This window comes from Desulfosporosinus acididurans (assembly GCF_001029285.1).
Classification (GTDB): Bacteria; Bacillota; Desulfitobacteriia; order Desulfitobacteriales; family Desulfitobacteriaceae; genus Desulfosporosinus; species Desulfosporosinus acididurans.
Genome location: NZ_LDZY01000032.1, coordinates 1 through 13,654, shown reverse-complemented (window position 1 = coordinate 13,654; position 13,654 = coordinate 1). Strand labels below are relative to the sequence as shown.

Below are 13,654 nucleotides of genomic sequence, written 5' to 3'. Positions count from 1 at the left end.
AGAAGTGAGAATGCCGGTATGAGTATGCGAAAAGACAAGTGAGAATCTTGTCCGCCGAAAATCTAAGGGTTCCTGGGGAAGGCTCGTCCGCCCAGGGTAAGTCGGGACCTAAGCCGAGGCCGAAAGGCGTAGGTGATGGACAACTGGTTGAAATTCCAGTACCACCGAGAAGCGTTATCAGCAATGGGGAGACACAGAAGGATAGGTTAAGCGTGCCGTTGGTTGAGCACGCCCAAGCGAGTAGGAGGTAGGGCAGGTAAATCCGCCCTGCGATAACTCTGAGACGTGATGGGGAGCGAAAATTAGTAGCGAAGTAACCGACTCCAGGCTGTCAAGAAAAGCCTCTAGCGAGCTGGCTTGGTGCCCGTACCGCAAACCGACACAGGTAGATGGGGTGAGAAACCTAAGGCGCGCGAGAAAACCCTCGTTAAGGAACTCGGCAAAATGGCCCCGTAACTTCGGGAGAAGGGGCGCTCATTGCAAGATGAGCCGCAGAGAAAAGGTCCAGGCGACTGTTTAACAAAAACACAGGTCCCTGCTAATCCGCAAGGAGATGTATAGGGGCTGACACCTGCCCGGTGCTGGAAGGTTAAGAGGAGAGGTTAGCCGCAAGGCGAAGCTTTGAATTGAAGCCCCAGTAAACGGCGGCCGTAACTATAACGGTCCTAAGGTAGCGAAATTCCTTGTCAGGTAAGTTCTGACCCGCACGAAAGGTGTAACGATCTGGACACTGTCTCAACGAGGGACTCGGCGAAATTGTAATACCCGTGAAGATGCGGGTTACCTGCGACAGGACAGAAAGACCCCATGGAGCTTTACTGCAGCTTGACATTGGATTTTGGTATAAAATGTACAGGATAGGTGGGAGACAGAGAAGCTAGGGCGCCAGCCTTGGTGGAGTCGACGGTGGGATACCACTCTTTTTGTACTGAAGTTCTAACTAGGTCCCCTGAATCGGGGATTAGGACAGTATCAGGCGGGCAGTTTGACTGGGGCGGTCGCCTCCTAAAGAGTAACGGAGGCGCCCAAAGGTTCCCTCAGCGCGGTTGGAAATCGCGCGCAGAGTGTAAAGGCAAAAGGGAGCTTGACTGCGAGACCCACAAGTCGAGCAGGGACGAAAGTCGGGCTTAGTGATCCGGTGGTACCGAGTGGAAGGGCCATCGCTCAACGGATAAAAGCTACCCTGGGGATAACAGGCTTATCTCCCCCAAGAGTCCATATCGACGGGGAGGTTTGGCACCTCGATGTCGGCTCATCGCATCCTGGGGCTGTAGTAGGTCCCAAGGGTTGGGCTGTTCGCCCATTAAAGCGGTACGTGAGCTGGGTTCAGAACGTCGTGAGACAGTTCGGTCCCTATCCGTCGCAGGCGCAGGAAATTTGAGAGGATCTGTCCCTAGTACGAGAGGACCGGGATGGACGAATCACTGGTGTACCAGTTGTCTCGCCAGAGGCACAGCTGGGTGGCTATATTCGGATCGGATAAGCGCTGAAAGCATCTAAGCGCGAAACCGGCCTCAAGATGAGATTTCCCACAGTGTAAGCTGGTAAGACCCCTGAAGGAAGATCAGGTTGATAGGCCGGATGTGGAAGCACCGTGAGGTGTGGAGCTGACCGGTACTAATCGGTCGAGGGCTTGACCTAAAAAGATACGTTAGCAAAGGGAACGTGGCTCAAATGGTTCCGAGAAGACAAAGCTAGAAAGAGACTCTATGTAGTTTTGAGAGAACAGAGTTCGAAAGGACAACTGAATCTCAGAGATCTGGTGATCATGCCGGAGGGGTTCCACCCGTTCCCATCTCGAACACGGAAGTTAAGACCTCCAGGGCCAATAATACTTGGGGCGCAGGCCCCTGGGAAAGTAGGTCATCGCCAGGTAACAAGCGATAGACTGCCAATTTGGCAGTCTATCTATGTTTTGTGAAAGAAATGAAAGATAGCTACCGGGGCTTCACCCGTTCGATCTACATTGCAGGAGTGTGCGTCTCCGGTTGCAATGTGGCGAAAACCTCGTACTTCGCCACGAAGTGATTCTCTGGGGTTGGTGGCTCGGCGAAACCCTCCACCGGAGGCTTTCGTGGTTTTCGTATACACGAACACGGAAGTTAAGGATCCACACTGCAGGAGTATGCGTATGGGGACGCAGTGTGGCGAAAGGCTCATCCGCCTTTCGTTCCAGGGCCAATAATACTTGGGGCGCAGGCCCCTGGGAAAGTAGGTCATCGCCAGGTGAACAAGCAACAGACTGCCAATATGGCAGTCTGTTTGTGTTTATGAAAGAAGTGAAAGATGTCTACCGGGGTTCCACCCGTTCGATCCACATTGCAGGAGTGTGCGTCTCCGGTTGCAATGTGGCGAAAACCTCGTACTTCGCCACGAAGTGATTCTCTGGGGTTGGTGGCTCGGCGAAACCCTCCACCGGAGGCTTTCGTGGTTTTCGTATACACGAACACGGAAGTTAAGGATCCACACTGCAGGAGTATGCGTATGGGGACGCAGTGTGGCGAAAGGCTCATCCGCCTTTCGTTCCAGGGCCAAGGATACTTGGGGCGCAGGCCCCTGGGAAAGTAGGTCATCGCCAGGTAAAACAAGCAACAGACTGCCATATTTGGTAGTCTGTTGCTTGTTTTATGAAAGAAATGAAAGATATCTACCAGGGCTCCACCAGGTTCCACCCGTTCGATCACATACCGTAACAGTAGCAAGACCTAGGGGATTAAAATCAATGGAGTAAACCTTTGGAGATATTCCCATTACCATTGACTCAAAAGGTATAAATGAATAATTCCGATTGGTATTAGAAGACTTTATTTCTTAAACTGTGAGGATTCGTAGAAAACTACGAAATAATCTATCGGAGGAATAATTTTTATGCACAATGTTTTGATCTTGGGTGGAAGTGGACTTGTAGGGAAAGCAATAATTAGAGAACTGGACAAATATCGGGAATTTCAGATTTATGCAACCTACTTTAAAAGTCCATTACCTTTTAATCAAGACAGAATTTTTAAACTGAACATTGAGGATTCGGCTAATATTAGTAGTATACTAAATACTTTAAAGCCTCAAAGTGTCATATCATGTTTAAGCGGAGATTATAATAAACAGTTGATTTTACATACAAAAATTGCTGAACATTTAAAGGAAACCGAGGGTAGATTATACTTTTTCTCTACTCTAAACGTCTTTGATAATGATTTAAGTAAATATCATTATGAACATGATTTACCTGATTCTTGTACTGACTATGGGCAATATAAAATAGCATGTGAAAACAGAATGATAGAAATTTTACATGATAATGTATGTATATTAAGGCTTCCTCAAGTTTGGGGAAAAGACTCTCCGAGAATGAAATATCTATTAAATTCGCTGATCAATAACGAAGAAATCGTTGTATATCCAAAATTATTATATAATGCAAATACAGATTTTTTGATAGCAAAGCAATTATATTACATTATTGAGAATAAGTTAAAGGGGATTTTTCATCTGGGAGCAGAGGATGTAGTTAATCATAAAGGTTTTTATAATGAATTAATACTAGGGTTGGGTTTTAATAATGCTAGGATTCAAGAAAACTTTGAGGAAGAAGGGTACTTTGCACTTTTATCAGAGAGACATGATGAATTCCCTGGACGGTTAAGATTAATGAATAAGTCGGTAATTAGTTATTTAATCAATTGAAGGTTTAATGGAAGAGTACATACGCTTGGTCAATCAGGTTGTTTCAGACTTCGTTTCAGCAGACGCGCATCTCAACTATTCAAGTAAAGACGTAGTGGCGATCCTACCCAGTGCCGTTAAAAATCAAGCCCTTCGAGAGGCCAAGAGTGTTTTCACGAAGTACAAAAAAACGGTTAAAGCAAACGCCAAACTAAAACCTGAAGAACAGAAAGAAATTAAAGTCCCTATACTCAAAAAAGCGGTAGCTATCTGGAACAATCAAAACTATGCGGTTAAAGGCAATATACTCTCGTTTCCTGTAAGTATTGACGGCAAATCACAGCGTCTTGAGATTGAAGCTATCCTAACGAATTATCAGCAAGAACGGCTGATCGGTAAATTGGGCAGCCTTAGAATAACGCAAAAGTCAGGTAACTATATGGCTCAAATCGCTGTCGAAGTTACTAAACAACTCAATATAGCCGATAAGGTTATGGGTGTTGATTTGGGGCTTAAAGTTCCTGCTGTGACTACAACTGAATCTGGTAAAACCAAATTCTTCGGTAATGGCAGACAAAATAAGTTTATCAAGCGTAAACATCGGTCAGTTCGTAGAAAACTTGGCAAACTGAAGAAACTCAAAGCTATACGAAAACGCCATGATAAAGAACAACGTTGGATGAACGATACTGACCATAAAGTGAGCCGACAGATCGTGAATTTCGCGAAAGAAAACAATGTGGGAGTCATTCGATTAGAAAAACTTTCTGGTATACGCCAGACGGCAAGAACAAGCCGTAAAAACGAGAAGAATCTACATACTTGGAGCTTCTATCGCCTAGCATCGTTTATCGAGTACAAGGCCTTTTTGGAAGGTATTCGAGTTGAATACGTCAATCCTAAATACACGAGCCAAACATGCCCGTCTTGTGGTAAACGTAACCATGCTAAAGACAGAAAGTATCAATGTGAATGTGGATTTAAGGCTCATCGAGATCGAGTTGGGGCGATAAATATAATCTCTGCAACTGTGGTAGCTGGTAACAGGCTATCAGCCTAGAGTACCGTTGTGTACTGCTCTAGGACGGGCTAATGGCATAGCCCTGAACTTGGGGTCATACTCCGATACTAGAAATAGATTTCGGTTTAATCACCCAAGAATCCCACCGGCTTCAGCCGTGGGAGTGTCAAAAAGTTAAAGCGGAAACTTATTATAACTTTAGAAGTAACGGAAAAATGACCGGAGCAAGAATGATGGTTGCTAATCCTGCAAAGATCATGGCGAGACTTGCAATCGTGCCCTCGAGAGAACCTAATGATAAGGCAGCGGATGTTCCGCAGCCGTGTGCTCCTGTTCCCAATAAGACCCCCTTAGCTATTGGTGAGCGAAGGTGGAGAAAACGGATTACCAGTGGGCCGATAACAAGCCCCATTAAGCCTGTAAAGATAACAAAGACTGCTGTAAGGGAAGGGATACCACCTAAGTTATTGGAAACATCAATAGCAATTGGAGTTGTAACCGAACGTGGTGCTAAGCTAAGTATAATCTGAGGTTCAAAATTAGCACCCAGCCCCAGCAGGGCAGAAGACAAAAATGCAGAGAGAGTACCCACTAAGACACTGAGAATGATTTCTGGGAAATACTTTTTTAATAATTCATAGTGTTTATACAATGGTAAAGCGAAGGCAACTATTGCGGGTTGTAAAAGTACACTCAGCCATTTTCCGCCGATAATATAGCTTGAATAGGAAATATGAAGTGTTAGTAAACCAATTACTAATGCCGCAGGCGCTATTAATAAGGGTGAGAATAGCACAAAGCGAATACGGCCATATAAAGCCTTTGAACTATAATAGAAGATAATGGTGAGGACTACACTTATGAAGCCAACAAATTCACTCATAATGCCTTTCCTCCTTTTCTAGTTATCATTTCCGCGGTAAGGCCACTGCTAACCATGACAGCGACTGTGCTAATTAAGATGATGATGAATAGATCAAGGCCGTCCTGGTGGAGAAACTGTATGTATTGCATTATTGCTACGACTGATGGAATAAAGAACAAAAGCAATTCAGCAAGCAGCCAGTTACCACCGATAACAACCCAGTTATACGGAAAGATCTCGAGGCGCAAAAGGATAAATAATATGCCCATACCGATTAGACTTCCGGGGAAGTTTAGGTGCAATAGTTTACCTAAGAAACTTCCAACAAACGAAAAGATATAGAGAATACCTATTTGAATTAATGCTAGAAAAATCCGCCTTGGTTTGAACATCCTAGTTATTTGAAGTGCTTTTTTCATCGCTAACAACCTCTTTTTTCATTTGCTTGTGGTTGAGTAAATTTATGTAACAAGTATATAGCGACGAGTTCTATGTGTGAAATACATATATAGCATATAAATAATTCCTTTTATCTATAAATAACAATACCAACGGGAGGATATTGCGATGGATATTCCTGAAGGTTCTTTAAAATGTGATCTTTAAGACAGCATAAAATCTTTAAATTTAATGTTTTAAATGGAAAAATATTGATACAAGTCTTAACACAAACCTCTTACGTATGTTTGCTTTTTTTTCTTTGACAAGAACATATGTTTTGCATTATAGTGTTGACGAGGTATAAGATAAACTAAAATATGGAGGGGATTGGCATCGATATTTATGACAAATTGATGATTTTATCAGACTCAGCCAAATATGATGTAGCTTGTACCTCCAGTGGTGTAGATAGACGAGGGAAACAAGGGAGCATAGGAAGTGCTGCAAAAGCAGGTATTTGTCATAGTTTTGCGGCTGATGGGCGTTGTATTTCGTTACTAAAAGTTTTGATGACGAATATCTGTATTTATGATTGCAAATATTGTATAAATCGCACCTCAAATGATACAAAAAGAACGGCATTTACTCCTAGTGAGCTGGCAGAACTAACGGTCAATTTTTATCGAAGGAACTATATTGAGGGATTGTTTCTTAGCTCCGGAGTAATTAAAAGCCCAAATTATACTATGGAGCAAATGATCAAGGCATTAACGCTGCTGCGTGAAGTTTATCATTTTAATGGATATATCCATGTTAAAACTATTCCTGGAGCGGATAGTGAGTTAGTCACTCGCTTAGGGCTTTTAGCTGATCGCATGAGCGTTAATATCGAATTGCCCTCCCAAGAAAGTTTGAAGCTTTTAGCCCCGAATAAGACAAAAGATTCTATATTACGGCCTATGGGGTTTATTAGTCATAAGATCCAGGAGAATAGCTCAGATCTTGTAAAATTTCGACATGCTTCAAAGTTTGTACCCGCAGGGCAGAGCACACAGCTGATTGTTGGTGCGACGCCTGATACGGATCAAAAAATCCTAACCTTAAGCGAAGGACTCTATCAAAAATATCGTCTGAAAAGGGTTTTTTATTCTGCGTATATACCGGTAGCGGAACATACTCTGTTACCATCTGTAGACACAAAACCTCCTCTTCTACGTGAACATCGCCTTTACCAGGCTGATTGGCTGTTGAGATTTTATGGTTTTAAAGCCAATGAATTGCTTGATGAGCAAACCCCAAATTTCAATCTGCAAGTTGACCCTAAGTGTAATTGGGCAATTAACCATCTGGAACAATTCCCTATTGAAATAAATAAAGCGCCTTATGAGATGCTTTTGCGTGTTCCGGGGATAGGGGTAACCAGCGCCATGCGTATTCTAACGGCAAGGAAAAGCAGTCTAATTGATTTTGCTGGGCTCAAGAAGATGGGTGTTGTGCTAAAACGAGCACAATTTTTTATTACTTGTAAGGGAAAAGTCATGAATCAGCTAAAAATACCATCCGACATTACTTTGAAAACGCTGATGTCCGATCAGCATAAATTGTTAACCGGTTTTGCGGAGCAGCTCTCTCTTTTTCCGGATCCTCCTATGACGAGAGAGGACGTGAGTCAGTGTTTGACAGAGCAGAGATAGTTTATGAATATGATGGGAGTTTTGAAGGGTTAATGTGCTGTGTTTTTGAAAGCTTTGCTCTCAAGGAGATTCCAAGTGCTATCAGAACTCCTAGTGATCAGCAAAGCCTTTTTGATACGGCGAAATGGATTGAAACGGACATTATCAAGTCAGATCGGGTCTATAAATCAATCGCAGCAAAAATCTCAGTTCAAGCGCAGGAATTAGTTACGCTGGGTTTTTGGACAAATTCCCCCCAGAAGGAACTATTAATCTATTATTTTTTACGCTTAGGTTATAAGCACGGGAGCAAGGTTATGTCGATGCTTACAGATGATACTGTCAGCACTTTGCAAAAAGCCGTACATCATTTGACGTCCGAAAGCCATAAGTTCAAGGGGTTTGTACGATTTTCTGTATATGATAAGGTTATGGTGGCGGTAATTGAACCTAAAAATTTCGTATTGCCTCTTATTGCGGATCATTTCTGTGATAGGTTTCGCAATGAGTCCTTTATGATTTATGATAAAACACATAAGATGGCTTTAGTATATCAGGGGCAGGAAGCGAAGCTGATTGATATCGATGAATTAACGTTACCTGAGGTTGATAAATCGGAAGTTGAATATCGCCGTCTTTGGAAGCAATTTTATCAAACCATTGCTATTGAAGAGCGATATAATCCGAAATGCCGTATGACACTAATGCCGAAGAGGTATTGGGGACAATTGACTGAATTGGGAAAAGATGAGGAATTATATAATGTTAGTGAGAAACAGCAAAATCTGAGTAAACAAGCTATCAGATCTTTTGAGCCTTAATGTTTGTCCTAGAATTTGTTAGCATATTTTTAAATGAACATACTAAGTTCATTGGTTATCTCCTCCAACGCTAAAGAAATGTTGGAGGTTTCTTGTTGTTGGGGGACATTTACCCCAATGTCTTAGATTACAAATTATGAGTATATGAAGGTCGTGGCATAATTATTGGTCATCTTTAGTACAGAATTTTAGTACAGAATGTTCTTTAAGGTTTCGGGAATAAGGCCTCAATCTTATTTTTTTGCTATAATAGGTAGAAGAGTTATCCTTTTAAGGAGTTGTTCAAAGTGCTCATAGAAACGGCGCTTAAAGTATTGCAGAAGTATTTTGGCTATACTCAATTTCGGGATGGTCAGCAAAAAGTGATAGAGAGTTTGCTTAAGGGCAGGGATACGCTGGCAATAATGCCCACAGGGGCAGGTAAATCCTTAGCCTATCAAGTTCCTGCTTTAATTTTTCAGGGAACAACATTAGTTATCTCACCGTTAATTTCTTTAATGAAGGATCAGGTTGATGCTCTTCAGCAATTTGGAGTTTCAGCGACCTTTATAAATAGTTCCCTATCCCTCGGAGAAGTAAGGGTCCGAATTGAGCGAGTCCTTCGCGGAGACTATAAGCTCCTCTATATTGCTCCGGAACGATTAGAATCGGAGAATTTCCGTATGCTCTTAAAATCTCTGAATGTTTCTTTTTTGGCAATTGATGAGGCCCATTGTGTTTCACAATGGGGACATGATTTCCGGCCAAGCTACATTCAATTGGGATCTTTTGTAAACTCTCTGCCCCAAAAGCCGCTGATTGGTGCCTTTACGGCAACTGCAACCGAGGAGGTTCAGAGAGATATTGTTCGTTTGCTCCAGCTTGATAACCCTAATGTTTATGTGACGGGCTTTGATCGGCCTAATTTGTCCTTTACAACTCTTCGAGGAGAGAACAAAAAGGCATTTATTTTAGACTATGTACAGGCACATAGGGATCAATCAGGAATCATTTATGCCGGGACTCGAAAAGAAGTTGATCATCTCCAGGCTTTTTTAACGAAACATAGGTTAATGGTCGGAAAATATCATGCCGGGATGAGTGACGACGAGCGTAAAAAGAGCCAAGAGGATTTTCTTTTTGATGAAACTCTGATTATGGTGGCTACTAACGCTTTTGGAATGGGTATTGATAAATCTAATGTTCGATATGTAATCCATTACAATATGCCGAAGAATATGGAGGCCTATTATCAAGAGGCTGGACGTGCGGGACGTGACGGAGAACCGGGGGAGTGTATTTTACTTTTTTCACCTCAAGATGTTGTTCTGCAAAGATTTCTCATCGAACAAAGTGTATTAAATCCGGAGCGGAAATTAAATGAGCATAAAAAGCTTCAAGGAATGGTGGATTATTGTCATACCCCTCGTTGTTTAAGGAAAACTATTTTAGAGTATTTCGGGGAAGAAGAGGTTCCGAATCATTGTGAAAACTGTAGTAATTGTAATGATACACGTGAGATAGTTGATATTACATTAGATGCTCAGAAAATATTTTCTTGTATTTATCGGATGAGAGAACGCTTTGGGATTGGCATGGTTGCTGAAGTACTAAAGGGATCACGTAAAGCGAAGATAATCGAACAAAATTTTGATAGGCTTTCTACGCATGGACTTTTAAAGGATATGTCACTTCAGGAAATAAAGGATCTCATTAATTATTTAGTCGCTGAGAGTTATTTGCAATTATCAACCGGAGAGTATCCGGTATTGAAGCTTATGCCTTCCGCTGTTTCTGTTATCAAAAGTGAGACGAAAGTTATGAAAAAAGTGTCTCCACAACCTTCACGCGATGTTGTGGAAGAGGTCAGTCTCTTCGATCGGCTCCGGGCACTGCGAAAAGAATTAGCAGCACAGGAGAACTTGCCTCCCTATATGATTTTCGCTGATAGCACCTTACGGGAAATGTCCCAGGTTTGCCCGGAAAATTCTAGGGAGATGATTCGGATTAGTGGTGTCGGAGAACGGAAATTAGAAAAGTATGGAGATGAATTCTTGAATGCAATTGCTGATTTTATGGGAACTGCAAAATTCAAAAGGAGCGGCTCATTTTCCTTGCCCGTAGAAAGCAGCATGGATTCAACGACAAAACAATCCAGTAAGGCAACGAATATTAATTTAGCGCTGACGGATATGGCAAAGGACAAACTTCCTAGTCACGTCCAAACGCTGATCTTATATCAAGAAGGGTATTCAGTTGAAGAAATCGGGAAGGTTAGGAAAATAACAGAATTAACGGTACAAAATCACCTTGTGCGTTGTGCTCAGGAGGGACATGCTGTACCTTGGGACGACTTTATTCCTGTTGAACAGGAACCTTTAATTTTAGAAGCAGCCCATAAAGCTGGACGCGAAAAATTACGTCCAATAAAAGAGTTGCTTTCCGATGATATTGAATGGTTTACGATAAGGGCAGTCTTGGAGAAACATAGAGAATTGAATTAAGAATTGAACTGTTGAAGGTCTTTGAAACTAAATTTTATACGGTTCGGTTCCAGAAGGAGTTATTTCTTAATGCACAGTTCGGAACAAAATCACGCAAGAGAAAATGCTAAGACAAATCGCAAAGTTACGTTAGCTTGTATTATGTTAGCGATGTTTATGGCAGCCATTGAAGCGACGATAGTAGCTACAGCGATTCCAAGTATTGTAGGTGATTTAGGTGGGTTTTCAAAGTTCAGCTGGGTGTTTTCGGCGTTTCTCTTAGCACAAGCGGTAACAATCCCTATCTATGGGAAATTGGCTGATTTGTATGGTCGAAAACCTATCTTTTCATTTGGAGTTATTGTATTTTTGATAGGTTCATTACTTTGTGGGTTAGCCCAAAATATGAATATGCTCATTCTCTTTCGTTTAATCCAGGGTGTTGGGGCAGGTGCTGTTCAACCAATTGCCACGACTATTGTTGGGGACATTTTTGATATCTCAGAGCGCGCTCGTATTCAAGGGTATCTTTCAAGTGTTTGGGGGGTGTCCTCAATTATTGGGCCAGCTTTAGGTGCTTTTTTTGTGCAATATGTACGTTGGTCTTGGATATTTTGGATTAATATTCCGATAGGCCTTTTTTCTATGATAGGAATATGGTTTTTCCTTAAAGAGACTGTACATACTCAAGAACATAAAATTGATTATTTAGGATCGGCTTTGATATTTATTTCAATCAGCGCCTTAATGGTTATTTTTATCCAAGCAGGAACAGTTTGGCCAATGACCTCAGCACCGATTCTAATATTAAGCGGAATTGCCATTTTTGGCATCTTGTTATTTGTTTTGCAAGAGAAGAGGGCTATTGAACCCATTATGCCTTTGTGGATTTGGAAACATTCACTGATACTTGTATCAAATTTAGCCACGTTAACAACAGGTGTTGTCATTATCGGATTATCATCTTTTTTACCAACCTATATACAAGGAGTCATGAATAAAACTCCCTTAATTGCGGGTTTTGCACTTGCTTTTATGTCCATGGGCTGGGTTGTGGCGGCGACTTTTTCAGGAAGAATAATGTTTAAATATGGGTTTCGTAATATTGTTATCGTCGGTTCAATTTGGGCCCTGATCGGTTCAATGTTTTTTGTAACGCTGCGACCAGATAAAGGTTGGCTATGGGCTGGAGCGGGTTCGGCAATTATAGGGATAGGTATGGGCCTGGCAAGAACCGTTTTTATTGTAGGAATTCAAAACAGTGTTGATTGGAAAATGCGCGGTGTAGCTACGGCTTCGAATATGTTTATGAATATATTAGGCAACACTATGGGGGCGGCACTTTTAGGCGGCATCTTGAATCTGAAATTGCTCAATTTTCTACGGAGCAGCGGTAAAGGCGGGGGCCTGCAATTAGATGTCATCAACATCCTGCTTGACCCAGTTAAAAGAGGAGCTTTACCACAAAGTGAATTGAAATTACTTACTTCAGGGCTTGCCTTATCATTGCATAATGTTTTTTGGGGTCTACTGATATTTTCTGTTTTGAGTTTTGGTTTAGCCATATTTTTTCCCAAGACGGTCAATCAAAACTAGACTTATTTGATAGAAAAGTCTTATCTAACTTCTTTCAGAGCTTGCCCACACTCTCCATACCTCTGATGACTAGTGAACTTATTATAATGGATTAAATAATACCCGGAATAACTCAAATAGTTATTTTCTTCAAAAGTAATATGTTAAATTTACCGTGAGCTTTGTGGAATGAGGGACTCTACCCCACCTGAAGTTAACGAAGGGCCCACCCCCACTTATAGGAGGCCACTGAAAAACTTTATCTTCGAGAAGGTCAGTACCATATATAGTGCTGACTTTCTATTTTACCTACGGTATATGGTGGCTTTGGATACCCAAGCAATAGATTTTCCTAGATTTTCAGTGGCCTCACTTATAGAGGTGGGGGTCTTAAAAACTGGATAAAAGCAAAAAAGACTAAATAAAAGTGTTGACATAGTTAAGGAAGAAGTGGTATTATAACAAAGCGCTCAAGAACAGCGCTTCTAAATACCTCTCAAACCTGTTGTTTGATGAAAAAGTTGTTGACAGCATTAAGAAAGAGTGTTAAAATGAAATTCCTTGGTCTTTGAAAACTAAACAACAAGGACAGCCAATGAGAGAAACTCGCAAGAGTTTCAAAAAGAATCATGGAATCATGAGCAAGTCATCATCTTCTTTAAAGAAGTTGAAATAACTTTTTTGGAGAGTTTGATCCTGGCTCAGGACGAACGCTGGCGGCGTGCTTAACACATGCAAGTCGAACGGAGAGAATTCTAAGTTTACTTAGAAGGATCTTAGTGGCGGACGGGTGAGTAACGCGTGGGTAACCTACCCAACAACCCGGGACAACCCTTGGAAACGAGGGCTAATACCGGATACGCTTATAGGTTGGCATCAACGTATAAGGAAAGGCGGCCTCTGAATATGCTGCCGATGATGGATGGACCCGCGTCTGATTAGCTAGTTGGTGGGGTAAAGGCCTACCAAGGCGACGATCAGTAGCCGGCCTGAGAGGGTGAACGGCCACACTGGGACTGAGACACGGCCCAGACTCCTACGGGAGGCAGCAGTGGGGAATCTTCCGCAATGGACGAAAGTCTGACGGAGCAACGCCGCGTGTATGATGAAGGTCTTCGGATTGTAAAGTACTGTTTTTAGGGAAGAACGGTCACTTCAGGAATATGGGAGTGACATGACGGTACCTAAGGAGG

The 13,654-nt window shown here is 42.1% G+C and carries 9 protein-coding genes and 3 rRNA genes; 9 read left to right on the top strand and 3 right to left on the bottom strand.

The window, feature by feature from the left end:
* A 23S ribosomal RNA gene (locus DEAC_RS21555) occupies positions 1-1,641 on the top strand; the annotation flags it as partial.
* 117 nt (positions 1,642-1,758) lie between these two features.
* Positions 1,759-1,875 (top strand): 5S ribosomal RNA (gene rrf / locus DEAC_RS21550).
* 33 nt (positions 1,876-1,908) lie between these two features.
* On the opposite strand, the gene DEAC_RS24055 is transcribed toward rrf, so the two are convergent.
* Positions 1,909-2,091 (bottom strand): hypothetical protein, encoded by a 183-nt coding sequence (locus DEAC_RS24055; protein ID WP_152671469.1) that lies wholly within the window; start codon positions 2,089-2,091, stop codon positions 1,909-1,911.
* A 777-nt stretch (positions 2,092-2,868) separates the two neighbouring features.
* On the opposite strand from DEAC_RS24055, the gene DEAC_RS21545 reads away from it, so the two are divergent.
* Positions 2,869-3,684 (top strand): sugar nucleotide-binding protein, encoded by an 816-nt coding sequence (locus DEAC_RS21545; RefSeq protein WP_047812147.1) that lies wholly within the window; start codon positions 2,869-2,871, stop codon positions 3,682-3,684.
* A 7-nt stretch (positions 3,685-3,691) separates the two neighbouring features.
* Positions 3,692-4,723 (top strand): RNA-guided endonuclease InsQ/TnpB family protein, encoded by a 1,032-nt coding sequence (locus tag DEAC_RS21540; RefSeq protein WP_053006570.1) that lies wholly within the window; start codon positions 3,692-3,694, stop codon positions 4,721-4,723.
* Between the two features lie 151 nt (positions 4,724-4,874).
* Here DEAC_RS21540 and DEAC_RS21535 read toward each other — a convergent pair whose 3' ends face one another.
* Both DEAC_RS21535 and DEAC_RS21530 read right to left on the bottom strand, forming a co-directional pair.
* On the bottom strand, positions 4,875-5,567 hold the full coding sequence (locus DEAC_RS21535) for an LrgB family protein (RefSeq protein ID WP_047812145.1): 693 nt from the start codon (positions 5,565-5,567) through the stop codon (positions 4,875-4,877).
* Positions 5,564-5,968, bottom strand: coding sequence for a CidA/LrgA family protein (locus DEAC_RS21530; RefSeq protein ID WP_053006569.1), 405 nt, complete (start codon positions 5,966-5,968; stop codon positions 5,564-5,566). The genes DEAC_RS21535 and DEAC_RS21530 overlap by 4 nt, the downstream gene beginning before the upstream one ends.
* Positions 5,969-6,322: 354 nt before the next feature.
* Between DEAC_RS21530 and DEAC_RS21525 the strand changes: the two genes are divergently transcribed.
* The 5 genes from DEAC_RS21525 to DEAC_RS21505 form a co-directional block, all read left to right on the top strand.
* A complete protein-coding gene (locus tag DEAC_RS21525) occupies positions 6,323-7,624 on the top strand; it encodes a putative DNA modification/repair radical SAM protein (protein WP_047812148.1) in 1,302 nt (433 codons plus the stop codon).
* Positions 7,603-8,424, top strand: a complete 822-nt coding sequence (locus DEAC_RS21520) for a TIGR03915 family putative DNA repair protein (RefSeq protein ID WP_047812144.1) — start codon at positions 7,603-7,605, stop codon at positions 8,422-8,424. The genes DEAC_RS21525 and DEAC_RS21520 overlap by 22 nt, the downstream gene beginning before the upstream one ends.
* A 287-nt stretch (positions 8,425-8,711) precedes the next feature.
* On the top strand, positions 8,712-10,907 hold the full coding sequence (gene recQ / locus DEAC_RS21515; RefSeq protein WP_047812143.1) for a DNA helicase RecQ: 2,196 nt from the start codon (positions 8,712-8,714) through the stop codon (positions 10,905-10,907).
* A gap of 69 nt (positions 10,908-10,976) precedes the next feature.
* The gene (locus tag DEAC_RS21510; RefSeq protein ID WP_047812142.1) at positions 10,977-12,482 is read left to right on the top strand and encodes an MDR family MFS transporter; all 1,506 of its coding nucleotides are present in this window, start codon (positions 10,977-10,979) and stop codon (positions 12,480-12,482) included.
* Between the two features lie 657 nt (positions 12,483-13,139).
* Positions 13,140-13,654, top strand: a 16S ribosomal RNA gene (locus tag DEAC_RS21505); the annotation flags it as partial.